This window comes from Micromonospora sp. BQ11, assembly GCF_052068135.1.
Lineage (GTDB): Bacteria > Actinomycetota > Actinomycetes > Mycobacteriales > Micromonosporaceae > Micromonospora.
In genome coordinates, this window is the sequence record NZ_JBQHDB010000001.1 from 23,808 (window position 1) to 43,069 (window position 19,262).

Annotated in this window: 20 protein-coding genes and 2 pseudogenes; 11 read left to right on the top strand and 11 right to left on the bottom strand. The window is 67.8% G+C overall.

The window, feature by feature from the left end; genetic code table 11:
• Positions 1–2: 2 nt before the first annotated feature.
• From ACTMSW_RS00110 to ACTMSW_RS00140, 7 genes are read left to right on the top strand one after another with little or no spacing between them, the layout of a single operon-like run.
• Positions 3–539 (top strand): RNA polymerase sigma factor, encoded by a 537-nt coding sequence (locus ACTMSW_RS00110; RefSeq protein ID WP_441178302.1) that lies wholly within the window; start codon positions 3–5, stop codon positions 537–539.
• Positions 536–1,321, top strand: coding sequence for a zf-HC2 domain-containing protein (locus ACTMSW_RS00115; RefSeq protein ID WP_441178303.1), 786 nt, complete (start codon positions 536–538; stop codon positions 1,319–1,321). The genes ACTMSW_RS00110 and ACTMSW_RS00115 overlap by 4 nt, the downstream gene beginning before the upstream one ends.
• On the top strand, positions 1,318–2,073 hold the full coding sequence (locus ACTMSW_RS00120; protein WP_441178304.1) for an ABC transporter ATP-binding protein: 756 nt from the start codon (positions 1,318–1,320) through the stop codon (positions 2,071–2,073). Before ACTMSW_RS00115 ends, ACTMSW_RS00120 begins: the two co-directional genes overlap by 4 nt.
• Entirely contained in the window at positions 2,070–3,344 is a 1,275-nt protein-coding gene (locus ACTMSW_RS00125) for a hypothetical protein (protein ID WP_441178306.1), read from the top strand. The genes ACTMSW_RS00120 and ACTMSW_RS00125 overlap by 4 nt, the downstream gene beginning before the upstream one ends.
• The gene (locus tag ACTMSW_RS00130; protein ID WP_441178307.1) at positions 3,341–3,979 is read left to right on the top strand and encodes a hypothetical protein; all 639 of its coding nucleotides are present in this window, start codon (positions 3,341–3,343) and stop codon (positions 3,977–3,979) included. Before ACTMSW_RS00125 ends, ACTMSW_RS00130 begins: the two co-directional genes overlap by 4 nt.
• Before the next feature lie 37 nt (positions 3,980–4,016).
• Entirely contained in the window at positions 4,017–4,598 is a 582-nt protein-coding gene (locus ACTMSW_RS00135; RefSeq protein WP_441178308.1) for an RNA polymerase sigma factor, read from the top strand.
• A complete protein-coding gene (locus ACTMSW_RS00140) occupies positions 4,595–5,440 on the top strand; it encodes a hypothetical protein (RefSeq protein ID WP_441178309.1) in 846 nt (281 codons plus the stop codon). Before ACTMSW_RS00135 ends, ACTMSW_RS00140 begins: the two co-directional genes overlap by 4 nt.
• A 41-nt stretch (positions 5,441–5,481) precedes the next feature.
• On the opposite strand, the gene ACTMSW_RS00145 is transcribed toward ACTMSW_RS00140, so the two are convergent.
• Positions 5,482–6,042: a hypothetical protein gene (locus tag ACTMSW_RS00145; protein ID WP_441178310.1), complete on the bottom strand. Its 561-nt coding sequence runs from the start codon at positions 6,040–6,042 to the stop codon at positions 5,482–5,484.
• Between the two features lie 543 nt (positions 6,043–6,585).
• Between ACTMSW_RS00145 and ACTMSW_RS00150 the strand changes: the two are divergent.
• Positions 6,586–7,763: pseudogene (locus tag ACTMSW_RS00150) on the top strand (IS110 family transposase).
• Positions 7,764–8,246: 483 nt separating this feature from the next.
• Here the strand turns inward: ACTMSW_RS00150 and ACTMSW_RS00155 are convergent.
• From ACTMSW_RS00155 to ACTMSW_RS00180, 6 genes and pseudogenes are all read right to left on the bottom strand, one after another.
• A complete protein-coding gene (locus tag ACTMSW_RS00155) occupies positions 8,247–8,384 on the bottom strand; it encodes an IS3 family transposase (RefSeq protein ID WP_441178311.1) in 138 nt (45 codons plus the stop codon).
• Between the two features lie 249 nt (positions 8,385–8,633).
• Entirely contained in the window at positions 8,634–9,557 is a 924-nt protein-coding gene (locus tag ACTMSW_RS00160; RefSeq protein ID WP_441178312.1) for a hypothetical protein, read from the bottom strand.
• Positions 9,558–11,028: 1,471 nt separating this feature from the next.
• A complete protein-coding gene (locus ACTMSW_RS00165) occupies positions 11,029–11,463 on the bottom strand; it encodes a hypothetical protein (RefSeq protein ID WP_441178313.1) in 435 nt (144 codons plus the stop codon).
• Positions 11,464–11,764: 301 nt separating this feature from the next.
• Positions 11,765–12,025 (bottom strand): excalibur calcium-binding domain-containing protein, encoded by a 261-nt coding sequence (locus ACTMSW_RS00170; protein WP_441179029.1) that lies wholly within the window; start codon positions 12,023–12,025, stop codon positions 11,765–11,767.
• Entirely contained in the window at positions 11,979–12,320 is a 342-nt protein-coding gene (locus ACTMSW_RS00175; protein WP_441178314.1) for a hypothetical protein, read from the bottom strand. The genes ACTMSW_RS00170 and ACTMSW_RS00175 overlap by 47 nt, the downstream gene beginning before the upstream one ends.
• Positions 12,321–12,686: 366 nt before the next feature.
• Positions 12,687–13,461: pseudogene (locus ACTMSW_RS00180) on the bottom strand (transposase family protein).
• A 204-nt stretch (positions 13,462–13,665) separates the two neighbouring features.
• Here ACTMSW_RS00180 and ACTMSW_RS00185 point away from each other — a divergent pair.
• Together ACTMSW_RS00185 and ACTMSW_RS00190 are read left to right on the top strand one after the other, a co-directional pair.
• The gene (locus tag ACTMSW_RS00185; RefSeq protein WP_441178315.1) at positions 13,666–14,499 is read left to right on the top strand and encodes a hypothetical protein; all 834 of its coding nucleotides are present in this window, start codon (positions 13,666–13,668) and stop codon (positions 14,497–14,499) included.
• A gap of 27 nt (positions 14,500–14,526) precedes the next feature.
• Complete coding sequence (locus ACTMSW_RS00190) at positions 14,527–14,829, top strand: GNAT family N-acetyltransferase (protein ID WP_441178316.1); 303 nt, start codon at positions 14,527–14,529, stop codon at positions 14,827–14,829.
• Between the two features lie 294 nt (positions 14,830–15,123).
• Here the strand turns inward: ACTMSW_RS00190 and ACTMSW_RS00195 are convergent, their stop codons facing one another.
• The 4 genes from ACTMSW_RS00195 to ACTMSW_RS00210 all read right to left on the bottom strand — a co-directional run bounded on the left by ACTMSW_RS00195 (position 15,124) and on the right by ACTMSW_RS00210 (position 18,241).
• Entirely contained in the window at positions 15,124–15,987 is an 864-nt protein-coding gene (locus ACTMSW_RS00195; protein ID WP_441178317.1) for a site-specific integrase, read from the bottom strand.
• Positions 15,988–16,160: 173 nt separating this feature from the next.
• Positions 16,161–16,871, bottom strand: coding sequence for a hypothetical protein (locus ACTMSW_RS00200; protein ID WP_441178318.1), 711 nt, complete (start codon positions 16,869–16,871; stop codon positions 16,161–16,163).
• Positions 16,872–16,894: 23 nt separating this feature from the next.
• Entirely contained in the window at positions 16,895–17,572 is a 678-nt protein-coding gene (locus ACTMSW_RS00205; RefSeq protein ID WP_441178319.1) for a hypothetical protein, read from the bottom strand.
• Between the two features lie 30 nt (positions 17,573–17,602).
• The gene (locus ACTMSW_RS00210; RefSeq protein ID WP_441179030.1) at positions 17,603–18,241 is read right to left on the bottom strand and encodes an NAD(P)-dependent oxidoreductase; all 639 of its coding nucleotides are present in this window, start codon (positions 18,239–18,241) and stop codon (positions 17,603–17,605) included.
• 73 nt (positions 18,242–18,314) lie between these two features.
• On the opposite strand from ACTMSW_RS00210, the gene ACTMSW_RS00215 reads away from it, so the two are divergent.
• The gene (locus ACTMSW_RS00215) at positions 18,315–18,827 is read left to right on the top strand and encodes a MarR family winged helix-turn-helix transcriptional regulator (RefSeq protein WP_441178320.1); all 513 of its coding nucleotides are present in this window, start codon (positions 18,315–18,317) and stop codon (positions 18,825–18,827) included.
• Positions 18,828–19,262: the final 435 nt, after the last annotated feature.

Sequence of the window (19,262 nt, forward strand, 5' to 3'; positions counted from 1 at the left end):
GCGTGATGGACGTGGACGACGAGGAGTTGTTGCGCCTCGTCGGAGAGGGTGACCGCAGGGCGTTCGACGTGCTGTATGCGCGTAACGCGCCGTGGTTGGTGCTGCGTCTGCGCCGCCGGTGCCGGGATCCGGAGTTGGTCCGGGAGGTGGTGCAGGAAACGTTCCTGACGGTGTGGCGGGCCGCGGCCGGCTACCGCGGGGACGGTGCGGCGGTGGGCTGGCTGTGGTCGGTGGCGACCGGTCGGTTGATTGACGCGCGGCGGCGTGCGTTGGTCCGTCCGCAGAGTGTGGGGGTGCCGGGTGACGACGTGTTGGCGTGGTCTCCGTCGGCGGAGGACGAGGTTTTGGCCGGTGCGTACGACGCCGAGTTGGAGCATGCGCTGCACCGGCTGGCTCCGGAGTTGCGGGCGGTGTTGCAGGCAACGGTGCTGGACGGCCTGACGGTGCGGGAGGCCGCGGTGTTGCTGGGTGTGCCGGAGGGCACGGTGAAGACCCGGGCGATGCGGGCGCGCCGCGAGTTGAGGGAGGCCCTGTCGTGACCGGGTTCCACATCGACGCTGAGCCATTGACGGCGTACGTCGAGGGGCGCCTCGCTGACGTTGACGCGTGGTCGGTGGAGGCGCACCTCGACCGCTGTGCGGCCTGCCGGACGAGTATCGCACCGGACGCGTCCACAGCTCTGGTGGTGGAGGCGGTCGCGGTATCGCTGGGCAGCCGGTTGCCGACGCAGGGGCGGGTGCGGCGGGCGACCGGGTGGCGGCGAATCAGGGTGTTGGTGGGTGCGGGGCCCGCGGCGCGTGCGGCGTGGTTGCTGTCGGTGGCCGTCACCGGGGTGCTCACCGCGGGGTTGGCGGTAAGTCCGACGGTGGTTCCGCCGTGGTTGCTCCTGCTGATCGCGCCGGCCCTGCCCGCTGTCGGTACGGCCCTGTCGTACGGGCCGCGAACTGATCCGTTGCACGAGCTGATTGCGGGGACACCGCAGGGCGGCCTGCGGATCGTTCTGTGGCGCACGCTGGCGGTCCTCGCAGTCGCGGCGCCCGTCGCGGTCCTGGCCGGCGCGGTGACGGGCATCGGTACGCCGGGGTTGTGGCTGCTGCCCTGCGTCGCGTTGACCGTGCTGACGTTGGCGCTCGGCTCGTTGGTCGAGCCCGCGTACGCCGCGCTCGTGGTGGCGGGGGCGTGGGCGGTGGTGGTGCTGGCACCGCCGGTCGGCGGTGTGGCGGTTCTGATGTCGAGCGGGCCGGGATGGCTGGGCGTCACCGCGGTGGCCGCGGCGGTGGTGTATGTGCGTCGGGAACGGGTGGGAAGGCAACCGGCATGACGACGGTGAGCGTCGACGGCCTGCGGGTCAGCTACGGCAAGCGAGTCGTCTTCGACGACCTGGACCTCGAGCTGGGGGTGGGCGTGCACGGGTTGCTCGGCCCGAACGGCGCCGGCAAGACCACCCTGATGCGGGTCCTGGCCACGGTGCTGCGCCCCGACCGGGGTGACGTCCGGCTCCTGGGCCACCACATCGGCGACCCCGCGGCGCTGCGGCAGGCGCGCCGCCAGCTGGGGTACCTGCCCCAGGCGTTCGGCTTCTACCCGCGCTTCACCGTCAGGGAGTTCATCGAGTACTTCGCCTGGCTGAAGGAGATGCCACCGGCGCGGATCCCGCTGGCGGTGGACCGGGCGATCGAGCGGGTCGGCCTGCTGGAGCGCGCCGACGACCGGATGAAGTACCTCTCCGGCGGGATGCTGCGCCGCGCCGGCATCGCCCAAGCCATCGTGAACGACCCTCGGCTGCTGCTGTTGGACGAGCCGACCGCCGGCTTGGACCCGGAGCAGCGGGTGCAGTTCCGGGCGCTGCTGCGGGAGCTGGGCCTGGATGCCGTTGTCCTGGTCAGCACGCACCTGGTCGAGGACATTGTGGCGGCGTGTGCCCGGGTGAACCTGCTCGACGGGGGGCGGCTGGTCTTCACCGGCCTTCCCGCTGAGCTGATCGCGGCCGGCGGGGACGGCGAGAGCGGCGACTCCCCGATCGAACGGGGCTACACGGCGGTTCTGCGCGGCGCGCGGACGGCACCGCGGTGAGGCGCGCGCTGAGGGTGGAGCTACGCCGCGGCACGGCGCCTCTCGCCGCGGTGGCGATGTTCGGCGCCGGCGTGTGGATGCTGGCCGTGCACCCGGACGACTGGGCCGGCCGGTGGGCGGGTCTCGCCAACTACCTGCGGGTGTCGATGCTGATCCTGTGCGCCCTCATGATCGCTGCCGGGGCGTGGCAGTCCGGCCGGGAACGGCGGCGCGACATCGACGAGCTGACCGGCTCCACCCCCCGCCCGGGCTGGCAACCACTGGTGGTGGCCTGGCTCGCCGTCACCGTGGCCGGTGCCGTCGGACTGCTGGTCGCGTTCGCTGGAGCGGCGGTGCTGGTCGCCCGGGTCGCGACCTACACCGGCGGAGGCTGGTGGTGGACGATGGCCGTCGGTGTCCTCGCTCTGGCCGCCGCCGGCGCGGTCGGCGTCCTCGTCGGGCGGCTCGTGCCGCTGCGGGCGGCCGCCCCGATCGCCGGCCTCGCCACCTACCTCGGCCTGGCCATCATCACCTACTGGGACGGCACGCCCGCCGCGTGGCTCTCGCCGATCTACGGCGGCTGGGCAGTGTACTCACTCGTCCCCGGACGGGTCACCGCATTGCAGGCAGCCTGGCTGGTGGCCCTGACGGTCCTGCTGCTGGCCGCCGCCGCGCGGCAGCGGCGCACAGCCCTGCTGGCCGGCGCACTCGCCGTCGCCGTCATCGTGCCGATCATCACCGGACCGGGCACCTACCGCCTCCCGGCCGACCCGGCCGCCGTGACGTTGGTGTGCACGAGCAGCGGCCCGCAGGTGTGCCTGTCCCGGATCAACGCCTTTCTGATCGACGACGTCACCGAGGTTGTGCAGCCCATCCTGGCCCGTCTCGACGGGATACCCGGAGCGCCCCGACGAGCCGCTGACCAGTCTGCCCAGCCGGCTGGCCAGTCCATCGAACGGGACGACGACACGGTCTGGCTCAACCTCGACTACCAGTCCACCGCGCTAGGCGGCCTGGCCAGCCGGAAGAGCCTGCGGGCGGACTTCCGGCAGGTGACCCGCGCCAGATGCGAAGACCCCCTCGGGGTTCGCGAAATCGACCAGCGGGTCTACCGGACCGACACCCTGGCCACCGACTGGATGCTCGACGAGGCAGCGACCGCCGACAACGAGCCCCTCACCAGGCTCCGCGCACTGCCAGAGCCAGCGCAGCGCACCTGGTTCGCCGCTTACCTCGACGCCGCCCACCGATGCGACATCCTGGCACTGATTCGCCTCGGCGAACAGCCGTGACCAGCCACCTGCTCACGCTGCACCTGCGCTCCCGGGGAGCGTCCACGTTCCTAGTCGGCGTCGGCGTCATCGCGCTGCTGGCCTGGGCCGCCGGAACGTGGCTCGCCAGCAGGCCCTACTTCGACGGACCCGCCGCCCGCGTCCCCGTGGTCGCACTCGCACCGCTGCTGGCCGCACTACTGCTCGGGCCCACCCTCGCCAGCGCCGATGAGGACCTCGAACGCAGCACACCCCTGCCGTGGCGGGCCTGGCGAGCCGGTCACCTTCTTGTCGCCGCCCTCGTTACCGCCATGGCGCTCAGCCTGGCCGGGTTGCGAGCGCCCGACACGTACGGCGCTCAAGAACTGGTTCGCAATGCTCTCGGTTGTATCGGACTGGTCGCCGGCGGGGCGGTGCTGCTCGGCGTGCGGCTGGCGTGGCTGCCCGCCTTCGTCTACGTGTGCGCCGTCTACGCCGCCGCCCCACGCCATACCGGTGTCGTCGTTGCGGCTTGGGCTTGGCCAATCCAGCCCTCCACCACGGCGGCATCCTGGTTGACCGCTGCCGCGATCTTCGCCGTCGGCACGGCGGGATACGTCCACGGCGGGGCCCGCGCCTCGGCTGGCCGCCGCGCTCGTTCAACAGGTGGACCGTGAGCTGCAACAGAGTCGGCGTGGGCGGCCATAGTGTGGTGTGAGGCATCAGGTACGGCCGTCGGACGAGGAACTGTGGTCTTCGATCGTCGCCGGTGACGAGACGGCTTTCGGTCGGCTCTTCGACCGGTACTCCCGCCCGGTCTACAACCACGCGTTCCGGTTGACCGGGTCGTGGTCGACGGCCGAGGACGTCACCCAGGCGACGTTCCTGGTCGCGTGGCGCCGCCGGCATGACGCCCGTCTGGTGGAGGGCTCGGCGCTGCCGTGGTTGCTGGTCGTCGCGACGAATGCGGTCCGCTCGGAGTGGCGGTCGGCGCGCCGGTGGTTGGCGCTGCTACGGCGTCTACCGGCGGAGCGGTACGTCGATGGTGACCTCGCGGACGAGGTTTCCGCGCGGCTCGATGACGAGCGGCGGATGACCGAGGTCCTCGCGGTGGTCCGCCGGCTGTCACCGGCCGAGCGGGAAGCGGTGGCCTTGTGCCTGTGGTCCGGCGTGTCGTACCCGGACGCGGCAGCCGTATTGGGCATCAGCGAGGTGGCGGTGCGGTCGAGGGTGAGTCGCGCGCGCAGCCGCCTGACCCGCCTGCTGCCCGAGGAGCTTCTGGAGGAGAAACGGTGAACAACATTCTCGACCTGCCCGCGGAGCGGGACCTGCCGCCGGAGGCGGCGCTCGCGATGCGGGCCCGGATCCTCGGCTTCGCGACCCCGCCTCCGGCGCGTACTCCCCGACTGAGGATCGCCGTGGCCGTGGCGGTACTGCTGGCCGTGGCATCTGGTGCCGCGGCGGTGGTGTGGGACCGGCCGGAGCGCTCGGCCGTGCAGGTATTGGCCATGGGGGCCGGGGAGCTGTCGCCGACGCTGCAGGATGCGGCCGAGCGGTGCCTGCAATGGAACTCCCCGCAACGGCAGAGCCGCCAAGACCCGGAAAAGCGACCCGTCCCGGTGTCCCTGGCCGACCTCGCGGTGGCCACGGAACGAGGTGACCGCGCGCTGGTGTTGTTCATGAACGACGTCGGCTACGCCACCTGCGACGTGGAAGGGGCGGGAACGGCCCGGGAGTCCGGCGGAGGCGCCACCGAGCCGTGGCCGCACGGTGAATGGCTGCCCGGGCCGGTGCAGCGGCTGCTGCTGACCTCCACCGAGGCCGACGGCGGGGACGTCAGCGTCAGCGGCCGGGTCAGCAGCCGCGTCCACCGGCTCGTGCTCGATCACGGTGACGGCCACACCACCACAGCACGACTTTCCGAAGGCGCGTTCGGCCTGATGACCAGCGACTCCCGACTCAAGGCCGACAACGACCCTGAACTGGTCAGCTACGACGCCCACGGGACGGAGATCGACAGGCGTCCGCTGTTCCAGGCCGAAGACCAACTCGAGCACTGCTATACGGGCCCGGACGGGAAGCGGATCTACGGCAAACCGACCAGCGGCTGCCGTCCTGCCGAGAAGTGGGGGCGTTAGCCATGATCGTAGGGTGACTGCTGCCCGGGGGGCGGGGGTCGTCACTCGCGGGTCAGCCCCGGTGGCAGCGCGTCCTCGCCGGGTTGGACCTGGCGGGCGTTGGCCACGGGGTCGCGCTCCAGGGTGTGGATCAGTGGTGCCGGGCCGCCGAGGCAGGTCCAGGTGTCGTCCCACAGCGCGGAGACCAGCCATGACCGGTCGGCGGGGAAGAACAGGTCGGGTAGCGCGCCGTACGGGTCGCGGATGTGCCCACCGGTGCGCCAGGTGAGGGCTTGCTCGGGGCCAGCCTGGACCAGCACGTAGGGCCAGTTCCAGTAGAGGAACACCCTCGGGGCGTGGGGGAAGACGACGTCGTGGGCGCCGGTGTCGAGGTAGGCCAGCCACCAGGGCTGGTCGGGCGTGTGCGTGGTGAGGTGCTCGATGAGGGCGTGCTCGTAGGCGGCGGTGGTGACGTCGTCGGTCTGGTACGTGGTGGCGTAGGCGTCGAAGACCGGCGGGATGGCGGTGGTGATCGAGACGCCGGCAGTGGTGTGACCGGCGATCCAGCCCACGTCGGCGGCGGCGCCGACGTGCCAGTCCCGCCCGTCCTTGTTGACCTGCACACCGCTATTCAAGTCGCTGCCTTGACGGTTGGCGTAGGAATCAGGCCGGTCTCGGAACGGCGGCCGGCGACCAGCCGTCATGGGCCACCCTGCCGTACGCCTGCCCCGCGCTCAGTGGAAGCGCTCATGCCGGGCAGGTCTCGCACATCGTGTCCGGGGTGCCGGCCGGCGACGGCGGCAGGCTCGAGGTTGCCGCGCCCGCAGGGCGGAGAGTGGGGATGGCTGTGTGTGTTCCGCCGTGATCGTGGCTGAGCCTCGAGGTGCCCACCCACTTTCCCGCCTCGCGGGCGGGCTGGTTGAACGGGCGCGGCCCTGGTGGCCGTAGACCCTGATGCCCGGGAGCGGTGGGTATGGCTTCGTGTGTTTCGTCGAGATCGTTTGGCTGACGGTAGGAGATGCCACCCGCCGCTTCGTCGTCTGCGAGATTCGGTAGACCGCTGATGGAGATCCGCGACTCGCGTTCGCATCCGTAGAAGGTGCCGGCAAATCCGAACTCCGACGAGGCACATTCAAGCAAACCGACCGACGAAGGAGAGCACGACGGTGGCGAAGCTGTGGATCGGTGTGGACATCGGCAAGACGCACCACCACGTCGCGGCCGTCGACGGCGACGGCCGGGTGGTCTACTCCCGCCGGGTCGCCAACGACGCGACCGCCCTGCTGACGGTCATGGCGGAGGTGTCGACGCACGGTCGGCCGGTCTGCTGGGCGGTCGACGTCACCACCGGCCTGTCGGCGCTGCTGTGGCGCCGGCAGGTCCAGGTCCGCTACGTCTCCGGCACCGTCGCGTTCCACATGGCCGCCGCGTTCGCCGGAGAGAACAAGACCGACGCCCGCGACGCGGTGGTCATCGCTCAGACCATCCGCATGCGCCCGAACATTCCGATCCTGGAACCCTCCGACCGGCTCCTCGCCGAACTCACCGTCCTGACCAGCTACCGCGCCGACCTCGTCGGCGAACGCGTCGCCACCCTGTTCCGGTTGCAGGAACTCCTCACCGGCATCAGCCCCGCCCTGGAACGGGCCGTGAACCTGAACCGCAAAGCCCCGATGATGGTCCTCGCCTGCTGGCAGACACCGGCCGCGATCCGGCACGCCGGCGTCGACCGCATCACGCCCTGCTCCGCCGCGGCCACCTCAAGAACGCCATCCAGGTCGCCGAAGCGATGGTCGCCGCCGCCCGGCAGCAGACCGTGAATCTGCCCGGGCAACGCGCCGCCGCCGTGGTGGTCGGGCAGATGGCCACCGAGATCCTCGCCCTCGACCAACGCATCGCTGCCGTCGACGACCTCATTGCCGACCAGCTCGACCAGCAACCACTCGCGCCGATCATCGGAAGTCTGCCCGGCATGGGACCCCTGCTCACCGCCGAACTGCTGGTGCACACCACCGGCATGACCGAGTACGACAGCCCCGCGAAACTCGCCGCCCACGCCGGCCTGGCACCTGTCTCCCGCGACTCCGGAACGGTCTCCGGCAACCATCGCCCGCCTCGTCGCTTTCACCGGAGACTGCGGCACATTCTGTGGATGGCCGCCTTCACCGCCGCCCGAGAATGCCCCACGTCGCGTGCCTACTACGAAAAGAAACGCGCCGAAGGTAAGAACCACCGGCAAGCCATTCTCGCCCTCGCCCGACGACGCGTCGACGTTCTCTGGGCCCTTGTCCGTGACCGCAAGACCTTTATCCGCCCGGCACCAACGATCCGCGCCGCAGCCTGAACCAGACCGCTCCCCGCCGACGCAAACCCATCGCGCCGACCACTTCACCCTGCCCACCAAGATCAACGCGAGTCACATGGAGACTCCTAAGACGATGCTCTATCTGTATCCAGAGGCTCACTACCTGCGGGTTCCTATTAGGTATTCATATTAGTGGGTAGCACACGGGCGTTGCTGTGCTCGCTTGCCGAAGATCAGCAGAACAGGCGTAAAAGTCGTGCTCAGGCCCTACTTCAGTCGGCTCGACGCGTCCTTCTAACCTGACGCTCCGGGTGGGCGGCGCTGTGTGGCCATGCCGACCGTGTCGAGGATTGGCTCTGTGCGCAGGTGACCGACCATCGCCCACCCGATGACTCGGCGGGAGCAGGCGTCGATGACCAGTGCGGTGCGCAGTCAGAAACGTCGGCGACTCACAAACGATTGGGTGCGGTCGCGGTGAACTGCCGATGAATCACATGCGGTGGGGTCGCGGTGGGGGCGCCGCTACGGGGGCTTGCCGCGCCGCCGGCGGTGGGCGCCCTCGATCCCGGCCAGGCGCATCAGCCGGGCAACCGCCTTGCGGTTCCACCGGTGGCCCCGCTCGTGCAGCTCGGGCGGTGAGTCGCCGGGGGCCGTAGACACCACGGTGCTCCGACCAAGCCCGCTTGGTGATCTCGAGACGTGCCTGGTCGTGGTGTTCCCGCAGCGGCACGCTGGGCGATGTGCCCGCAGCCACTGATAGAAGGCGCTGTAGCCGATGCGGAGAACCCGGCAGAGCGCAGGGACGGGTAGCTGGTCTTCTCCGCAGCGATGAGCCGGTACATCTTAGTCCGGTTCACCGCTCCGTCTCGCGGCCGAAGAAGACTGGGGCCTTCAGCATTCATGAATTGGTTACGTCATGTCGGCAACCTCAATCGCAACAATCATGCACGGCGCAGGGATCTCAAGGAACGGCTGTCGTTCGTCTTGACTCAACTGTGATATTGCAAGCGAAGGCCCTCCCCCCGATGGCTCTGGCTCATTGACTATGAACCATTCGCCGATTCGGGCACGAGGTCGATCTGCCACGGCGGCTAGCTCTCTCGATTGTCCCGACAGGACGTCGAGAACACTTAAGACTTCTTTACCATCGTGGTTGAATACCTCCCCTACGAAGCAAACTTCAGTGTCGCTGACCCAGGCCGTGTTTCCGCCTGGCACTGCGCATGCATGAAGGCTTTGTAGCCGCTCGCCCTCGCTACTGAGAATTACGAGCCGCAATTCTCCCTCTTCCGGTTCGTCTTCGAGTGACGCTTCGTAGGTAGCAGCAATAAAGCGCTGACTGGGTGAGAGCCCGAGGCTTGTCTCGGCGCTCGCTCCGCCCGGTGAAGTAAAGAGGACTGACTCGTGCCCCTGTTCTACCTCAATCAAGTGCACAGATATTACCGAAACATCTGGATCGTCTGGATCTGCCTGTTCTGACAGCACTGATATCAGGCGGCCGTTGATGGTGGCCGCAGCATGCACAACCGGCCCCGCGCCGTCGAGGTCGAATGACTTTTCTTGGCCAGATGCAAGGTCATGGATCCAGACGGTCGCTCGCTCGGAGTAGTACTGGGAGCCCAGTACGAGCTTTCCGTTCCGAGACAAAGAAAGAACGTTTCGTTCCCGACTGGGTTGCAGCGCCGGCGGCCTCATGAATTCGCTATTGTGCGAGTCCTGCAACACCACGATTTCCCCTTGATCCGTCAGAAGGCGGAGCATTAGGGCGGCTCGCTTCGGAGATGCGGAGAGTAGGCTCTGTGGGGTGAATCTATTGTTGTGATGGAGGGGCACCAGGAATCTCCTTCCGGAGGGTGGGTTCTAAATCCGACACTGTTTGGGGCATCTAAACGGCGATTCGCGCACAACGATAGATCGCGGTTGAGGCGTCGCCATGAGCTTCACTCTTACGCTGGCTTCGTCCCACCGGGCCAAGTGCCAGTAATCGTCTCCTAACGCGGCATGTCAGCGGCGGGTACCGCTGCAGATAACCGGACCGTATGACATACGGAACCGCGTTGACATCTTGCGCCGAAGGCGCTCCCCGCGCCCAGCTTCTGTGGGTTGGCTTCCGGCAACAGCCTCGATCAGCGCCGGATGGGCAACGGTCAGCTCGGAAGGGTAGCCGCAACGCGCAGGCATCGCGCCACCCTTACGGTGTGTCGACGGAAGTCATGCCACTATGCATTAAACACACTCCTCGGTTCATGGGCGCGGATAGCCCTTCGGGCGGGCGTGTCGTTCTAACGGCACCTCTCTTGTCAACCTGCCGGTAGTAGAGGGCTGTCAACGCCGACTCAACATTCGGATCTGGCCGTCCTTCGGTGATTGGGGCCGACCCGTTCGATGGTCCGGATGCACGTTGTGGGGCCTCCTGCGATCAGCTGAACTTATGGCGCTTCTGCCTTATTTGGCGCCTGTCGTGGTTGACCGAGTGGAACGGCAGGGGCTGGGCCCTGCGGGATTTGGGCTCATGCGTTTACTCAGAGGGCGGCTTGTGCTGGTTGTGGTTGCCGGGCTCGGAGGGTCCACAGCCGCTACGGGCCTCGGCTCGGCAACCGGCTGTGGCGAAGGCGCCAGTCGGAACGCGCAACGCCTTAGGCGTGGATGATCTTGCTCCGCTCACGGGCATCGGTGTGCACGGTGCTAGTCGATGTCTAGGACCGCTCGGTGGTCGACGTCCTACCGCGCGCGACGCGCCGTCCGTCGCCAGGCGCGGATAACACGCCACCGATGCAGGTCATCTGCCGCGATCGCGCCAACGTCTACGCCGAAGGCGCCCCCATCGGCGCGTAGCACACGCCGAGCTCGGCGGCTAGTGGCACATGTGGCGCGACCTCGTCGAAATCGTCGAGCAGACCACCGCCCGTCACGACCACTGCCTGAACCCTCCCCGCAGTCGCAGTCGGGCCGGCGTCACGGAGGACCTGGCCTAACGTTGGCGACACCTGGTCCGACCGGGCGGAGGAGGGCCTGCTGATGGCCCGAGCCGGCGCCGCTACCAATAGCTCATGCCTTGGTCGCCGAGGAACATAGGAGCCGAGAGGTCAGCGACACCTCGGCTTGGCCAGAGATACCGTCCGGCGCTTTGCCCTTGCCACCGCCATTGCGCACAAAGCTATGCGAACTTCGTCGTGCATCGCCTCGGCAGGGGAGGGCATACCGCACCTCGCAGTCAAGTCGAGCGCTTAAGTTGGAGGGTGATGACCGCGTTGTCGCATACGGCCATCACCCTCCCGGGACGCAGCAGGATCAAAATCTCACGTCAGGAGATATTGTTGAGAGCGTAGGTTCCTCCTTGCCCGGATACGACCAGTTTGTATGTTCCGGCGGGCAAGTCCTTAATCTGTTGGTCGTTGCACATGCCGTTGGTGAACTTCGAGCCGGCCTCGGTGCGTAGCTCCCAGTTGAAGTAGAAGCTGTTTTGGCATGTTCCCCAGTCCATGTACCAGGTCTTGGTTGTGGTCGTGACGAGGGTGTATTCGTCGATCGACGCTGCGGTCTCGAGGTTGCCGGCGCCGGTAGTCGGCACGCCGTTGGAGATTGAATAGGGGGCCGCTAAGGTGAACGACTGGGGGGCAGGAACCTCCCACATGCTGTTGAAGGCGTAGGTTCCGGCTCGCCCTGATACCACCAGCTTGTAAGTCCCGGCGGGCAAATCTCGAATCTGCTGGTCGCTGCCGCTGCGGCACGAGGCCACCCACCCACCGCCGGACCAGCTCGGCGCGGTGCCGGTGATCCCCGTACTGTCGGTGGGGTGAGCAGCGCCTCGTCACCGGTGGTGACCCTCGACGGCCGCTTCGTCTCGGTAGCGAAGGGCTCGCACGGCCGCGGCGTCAATGCGAAGTCGTGCCGGTGAAAGCACGGAGCCAAGCGCCGCTTACCGGGCCTGACCCCTTGGAGTATCAATCAACAACCCGGCCCGAGCGCATGACCCCATGCGTGTAGCTGAAGGAAGCTTCGACGATCTTTGAGGTGGGGGCTTGGGTCGCGCCATGGCGCTACTCGCAGCCGACGCCGTCGCCGTCCCGGTCCAGTTTCCGCGAGTAGCCTGGGTCGCCCTTGTGGATCGGATCGGCGCCTGCCTCCCGAACCTCTGTGCAGTTGGCGTAGTACACGTCGCCGTCTGGGGCGGAACCGGTGTCGCCGTTGCCGCCGTCCGGTTCGCACGCCTCCCCGTCCCCGTCCCCGTCCAGCTCAGGCCGGAAGCCGGGCTCACCCGGGTAATGGGGTCGGCTCCGGCGTCTCGTACTGCGTCGCAGTTTCTGTAGTACGGCGTTTGGATGGACTGCTGGTGCGCGACGGCTTGGGTGCCGGTTCTCGGGCCGGTGCCGTACTGGTGGGCGCTACGGCGACGACGGTGGGCTGCGGCATCGGCACGGGGCTGTTGGGGCTGGCGTTTGTGGTGGTGATGCGCTGTACCTGAGCCGACGCGGACAGTTGAGGCTGACTCTCGGCGGCCGGCTCGTCATCGCCGATGTTTGCCCCGCAGATCGCCATGCCGACGACTGCGGCGGTGGTGAGTGCGAGCGTCTGCGCGGGAGTCAGGGGCTTCACCTATGCGAGTGTGCCGGGGCTGATCAGCGACGGTGATCGGCCGACCGGATGCCGGGGTCTCAGGAAGGTGACTAGTCCCGCTCGGAAGCTGCTTCAGGCGAAGAGCAAAGTTGGGGGGATTCGGTACGGTGGCCGGGTGATCGAGGTGCGGCAGCCGACCCCAGCCGACCTGGACGCGTTGGCGGACATCCTGAACGCTGCAGAACTTGACTGTGACCCTGAGGGTCTGCGGTGTTGGGTGGCCGTGGAGTCGGGCGTCGAGCGCGTCCACAGAGTCATTGGCGGTGTCATCGCTGACTTCAGCTACGGCGATTACGGGTCTACGGTGCCGCCCGGCCACGGTGACAACCACGCCTTGAGCCCTTTTCATTGTGGGTAGCGGTCGACGTGGTGCAGCACGAGGATGGCCTGCACAATCGCGGTGGCGCGGCGTGGGCAGCACCGCAGCTTGGTTAGGCTCTTCCAGGTTTTGAGGGTGGCGATGGCGCGTTCGCCGAGGGCACGGATCCCGGCGTGGGACCGGTTCACCGCTCTCTGACGTTGGGATAGCTGCGGTCGGTGGCGGTGCCGTTTGAACGGGGTGTGGACCGCGCCGCCCGCGCCTTGGTAGCCCTTATCGGCGAAGGTCAGCACGTTCACGCTGCTCAACGCGCCGATGCCTGCTGCCCGAGCGGCGGTCAGGTCGTGGGTCGCGCCGGGCTGAGCGGATGAGGCCCAAACGAGACGTCCGCCCCGGGTCGGCGATGGCCTGCACGTTCACACCGTGTCGTTTGTGCTTTCCGGAGTAGTAGGGCTTCTGGTCGGCGACCCGGTCGATCGGGATCAGGGTGCCGTCGAGGATCGCGTAGGCCAGCCGCGCGGCGCGGCGGGTGGCCTCGGTCAGGTTTTCGGCATGCGCGGCGAGTAGGTCGACGGCCTCGCGTACGTACCGCCACGCGGTGCTCGTGCCGATCTCGAACCCGGCGGCGAGCCTGGCATAGGTGTCGCCGTTGCGCAGATGCGCCAGGGCCAGTAACGCCTGCCGGCCCGGATCGAGTCGCCGCCACCTGCAGCGACGTTCGTCGCGACGACTACGAATCAGGTTCGCGAGGTGGTTCAGGGTGCGGGTGGACAGCGGAATCGCCGCAGGGTAAGACAGCATCGAGGCTCCCTGTTGGGACATGGGTTGTGGTCGACTGCTGTCTTACCCGGAGCCCCACCTCACGCCGACGCCGGCCGTTGCACAGCCACCGGACCAGCACCGTCACGACGGACACCGTGAGCAGGCGGGCACGTCACCTGCAAGGCCGATCCGCAGAGGGCGTCAGGCGTCATCCCTGCTGTCCCTGACCCTAGGAGCCAGTGAATGCGCATCAGCATGGCGACGAGCGTCGGTTGGGCCGGCCAGTCGAACGAGGACTTCATCGGCGCTGTTCCCGGCGCTGCTGTGCTGCTAGACGGCGCCGGCATCCCGGGAACCGAGTCGATCTGCTCTCATGGTGTCGCCTGGTATACGCACCGTCTCGGCGGCGCACTGCTCGGCCAGCTGTCGCGTGACGACGGGCGAGGTCTCGCGGCGATCCTCGCCACCACGATCGGCGAGATAGCCGCAGATCACCGCGGCACTTGCGACATCACGAACCCCAGCAGCCCACAGGCGACCGTGGTGATTGTCCGTGCCCACCGGGGCGCCCTGGACTATCTCTTGCTCGCGGACTCCTTCCTCGTCCTCGACCAGGTCATCGGCGGCGCCCAGGTCATCACCGACGAACGTGAAATCACCACCAGACGCGTCTGCTCCGTGCCATTAGATGGCGTTCCAAGGGGAACGCCGGAGTACGAGCGCATCCGAGACTCCTGCGTCGAAGCACTGCGCGCTCGCCGGAACCAACCGGGCGGCTACTGGATCGCCAAAGATGATCCCCACGCGGCGGAGGAAGCGGTAACAGGCAGCCGGCCCCTCCATGACCTGAACGGCGTCGCGCTCCTCAGTAATGGCGCCAGCCGCATCGTCAGCCCATACGGCCTTACCGACTGGCCCGGACTACTGGAACTGCTCAACGCCAACGGGCCGGCCGACGTCATCCGCCGCGTCCGGCAGGCCGAAGCCCCCACCGCCGAAGGCCCCGATGCTCCGATCCCTGACGACGCCACCGTTGCACACTGCACCGACCTATCGCGCTCCGAGACCGCGCGGTAGGTCAGTGCAGCCAGACCTAGCCCCCTGATGCCCGCTAAATCTGACGACCAGGATGGAAAAGGCTCCTTCATCTTCGCCATCGCGGTGGCGCCCGAGCATCAACGCAAGGGCGCCGGTCGAGCCCTCATGCGCCGCGTCGCCGAAGGTGCCCACGCTGCAGGCCTGTCGTTCCTGGTACTCATGCCTCAGGAGCGCCGCGCGGACGATGTCAGCGAGCACATCGCCTTCTTCCGCACCTGCGGCTTGAACTCGCTGGCGTCGGACAGGTACATGTCGCCCTACGGCGCCCCCGTCCTGGAGATCCTGCAGCGCTTGCGGCTGGGCTACTGATGCTGACCGGGGGATTGCGCAACAGCACCGGGGATGGGTGAGGCCTCCCTGGGCGGCCACCGGAGGGGCCGCGGATCAGACACTTCGGAATAGCGACCATTTTGGTGTGAGATGAACGCTCGCCCCGATCGGTTCCCCTCATCAGGGCGAGTCAGCCCTACTGCGTGATGCTCATTCCCGAGCAGGTAGCCGGCGGCAGCTGATTCTCAGATCTGGACCCGTGCCTCGTCCCGAGTGGCTGGACGTGCGTAAGTGCTGTACCGCCGACCGCTGGTCACTGCTCGGATGGGCATTTCACGCCGCTGTGAAACGCCTCTTCTTGATCTTGTTGGCGACGGCGTCGGCGGCTTCGCGGTGGAGTTGTTTGCTGACGCTTTGGTAGGTGTCGCGGGTGAGGGTGGTGGTGGAGTGGCCGAGTTGTTCGGAGACGACTTTAATGTCGACGCCGGCGTCGAGGGCCAGGGTAGCGGCACTGTGTCGCAGGTCGTGCAGCCGGATTGGCGGCAAGCCGGCCTTGCGGACGAGCCGCCGGAAACGTTGGGTCACGGCGTTGGGATGCCAAGGATGGCCGTCGGGACGGACGAAGAACAGCCCGGTGTTGGGCCACGCGTCGCCGGCAGCCAGACGCCACTTGGCGCGGAGGGCTCTGTAAGCGGTGAGGACCTTGACGGTGTCGGCGTCGAGGGCGACGTCGCGGTTGCCGGCTTGGCTCTTGGGGGCTTTTTGGACGGGGGTGTAGCCGTGGGTGGCGATCTGGTTGTTGATGGTGGTTTCTCGGCGGTGCAGTCGGACTTCGCTGTCGCGTAGCCCGCAGGCTTCACCGCGGCGGGGTCCGCGGTAGGCCATGTAGTGCCACATGGGGAACAGGTCCGGTGCGTGGATGGCGGCGTAGTCGAGGAATGCCGTGATCTGGTCGTCGATCCAGACCATTACCGGTCCGGGGACCTTGCCGGTTGCCTTCCACTGTTGGACGCGTTCGTCTTCCCAGATCATGGGGCGGGCGGCTTCGCCGGGGACCTTGACCAGCGCGGCGGGGTTGGTGCCGACGATGAGTTCGTCGGCGAGGGCGTCGTTGATGGCTTTGCGTAGGCAGGCGCGGATGCGTTGGCGGGTGTTGGGGCCGGTGGGCCGGACACAGCCGGCGGGGACCCGCTGCACCTGGCAGCGGTCTTCGGCTTCAGTGGAGGCACCGCGATCCGCTGGGCCACTAACGCGCGGCAGCTACTCACCAAAACCCTCGCCGACACCCCGAAGTAGGCTGCGAGCCCAGACTGCTGAAGTACGCCGCCGCTCGGATCGCGGCTAGTTGCGGATGCCCAATTTGGGCGTTGCTACGTGCTGGTTGATGCGGCAGCCGTGTCGGGTCTACCGGGCGTAACGGCTGGCTCGGGTGGACGTCGGATCAGGATGATGCTGTACGCCACGATCCATATCAGCCAGAGGAGCCAGCCTGCGAGGCCGAGTAGGGCTAGGGGGTTGACGCTGCCGACGCCGTACGGGCTGGTCGTCGCGGTGGCGAAGAGCAGCGTTGCGGCGAGGAGGCCGGTGCCGGCGTGCCATCGGGCTATGGCGCCGGTGCGGATGCCGAACATGGACAACCCGAGCAGTGCGGTCGCCAGGAAGACCTGGTTGAATCCGAACAGGGCGGTGTACAGGCCCCATAGCCCTGCGACGCCGCTGTCGTGCTGGGCTGCGGAGGTCAGTGCGAGGCGGGTGGCCTCGACGCTGGTGAACACGACCGACTGCATGAGCACTCCGGCGAGACCGACAAGGGACCACGGGTCAGTGCGGGTCCGCTCGTCGCGGCGGAGGCAGACGCACACCCCGACGGCGAAGATCGTGGCCAGCAACCAGGCCATCGGCAGCAGTGCCGAGGCCAGGCGCAGTGACCCGGCTCCGGTGGCGATGACCGTGGTGATCTCGTCGGGGGACGCGATTTCGGACGGGGTGGGAAAGCCCGCCGTGGTCAGCAGCAGGTTCGCCACGATGAGGATGACGACGAAACCCATGCCGGCGATGCCGGCAAGGCGAGAGAAGCTCACGGCTGTCTTCCTTCGATCGAGCACTACGTCGACGCGTGGACGAGCCGGTGGACGGCCGGCAGGGCGCGCATTCCATGGGCGTCGAGGGTGGCGCGCACGAAGCGGTGGAAGCTCGGCCGCGTGAGTTGTCCGGCCAGGAACCGGATCGGTCCGGCAGGCAGGCGCGCGTAGTTGACGAGCGCGAACGACGAGGGTCCGATGGGCCGCAGGGCGGTGGAGTTGTCGACTCCGGTCTTGGTGGTGTACCAGCCGGTGACGGAGCGCCAGACGGCTTCGGCGTCGGTGTCCGGTGCGGCGGTGAAGTGGTTGAACAGGAAGGCGCCGTCGGTTCGGGCCTCGGTGTCGCCGATCCGGGCCACGTTGACGCCGGCGAGAATGTGCTCGCCCGCGAGGGCCGAGACCTCGTCACAGGTACGCACCGTCTGCAGGTGGTCCACGCGCATGGTGCGGATCAGCATGGCGAGGTCGTGCCGCGGTGCGCCGGGTAGTGGTGGGATGAACACCGCCCGGAAGATGCGGACGGACACGACGTCCTCACGGCGCACGAGTGCGGGGACGGCCTGCACCAGTTGTGCCGCCGCTCGTTGCCGGCGCGGGGTGCGGTTGTAGACGGGTGACCGTTGTGCGGGCTCGGCCTGGAAGCCCAGATAGATGAATCCGTGCCGTTCCGGTGCGGCGAACTGGGGTGGTGGATAGGGCATTGTGCATCCTTCGGGATTGTCGGTGGTGGGTCAGTACGCGATGCCGATCGCTCGGTGGATGGTCGCGGGGTCGCCTGCGGCGGCGAGCATGGCGTGGGCCACGTCGGCCCGCGAGATCGTGTAGCCGCGCGGGACGCTACTGCCGATGGCGGTGCGGTACCGGCCGGTCAGCGGTTTGTTCACGAGCTTCGGTGGCCGTAAGACCGTCCATTGCGCTGGGCTGTTCGCCATCGCGTGCTCCATGGCACGCAGGTCCGCGTACAGATCTTTGAGCAGGGCACTGATGGCCGGTAGAACGATGCGGCGGTTGAGGAAACTGTCCCCGTCGGGTGTCGGGCCGACCGGAGCGGCGCTGACCGCGACGAGGCGGCGGACACCTTCGGCGTGCATCGCGCTCAGAATCGCGCGCGTGGCGGTGGAGGCGACGGGTCCGTCGTGGCGGCCGCGCGGGCCCACACCGGACAGGACAGCGTCGCTGCCGCGCACCACGGGGACCAACGCATCGACGTCGTCGAGCGTCGACACCGTCGTGACCTCCAGCGCCGAATGACGCACGTCGAGGCGGACCGGATCGCGGACGACCGCGGTCACAGTGAACCCCTGGTCGAGCGCCTGGCGCACGACGTGGCTGCCGATGCCCCCGGTCGCCCCGAAAACGGTCACCCTCATCAGCATCCCCCCAGGTGTGGAGTGTCGGTAACTGTTACCGTAGCGGACAATAACGAGGTCGTACAATATTGGGGTGTTCGACGATCCCGCACCAGGCACGGACCGGCCGCTGGCCGGCCGGGCCAACTTCCTGCTGTCACAGCTCGGCTTCCACGTCGCGCAGACGTTCGCCGCGCGGTTGGCGCCGCTGGGCATCGCGCCGAACCACTTCGGGCTGCTCATGCACCTGCAGCGCAGCGAAGGCAACACCCAGCAACAGCTCGCCGACGCACTGGGCATCCACCGCAAGGTCATGGTCAGCCTGCTCGACGACCTCGAGCAGCGCGATCTGGTCGAACGCAAAAGGCATCCCAGCGACCGCCGGGCCCATGCCATCCACCTGACCGAAGCCGCCCACCACCTGCTACCCCGCGCTCGCCAGGTCGCCGACCAGCACGAGAACGAGATCCTCACCCCGCTCAACGCCAGCGAACGCGCCCGACTTGTCGCTGCCCTGCAACGACTCGCCGAGCACACCGGCAACCCGCCCGGCGTCCACCCGGGCCTGCACCAACCAGCCGCCCGATCTCGCCACCGTATCGACTAACCCGGCATCGCCCAGCATCTCAATCTAGCGGTGGAGAAGTGCATCTCCGGATTCGTCGAGGGGCTGCTGGATAGGGAAGCTGGACGCGGTTCTTCTCGTGAGTTGGACGCGGGACATTGTGAGGCGAAGCCCAGCTCAACGCCAAGCCCACTCGTCGCCATAACCTCGACAGGACGAACCCCAGGACCTTGCCAAACAGGCGGTACGGCAACCTGGTCCACCCAGCGCGCCCTCCTGCGGATCTATGAATGTCACTGTGGCGGTTCTGGGTGGACTGCCGCCAGGATCGGTGCTGGCGTACCGGGTGACTCGCTACGGATCTGGCCGTGTGTGCGTGCCCTTCTTCTGACCTGTCCCCGGTCGCCGGCACCGGCCTGGCCCACCTTGTTGGCCTGATCAGAAGCCTGTCCGCCGATGGCGTGACCCGTCACAGAT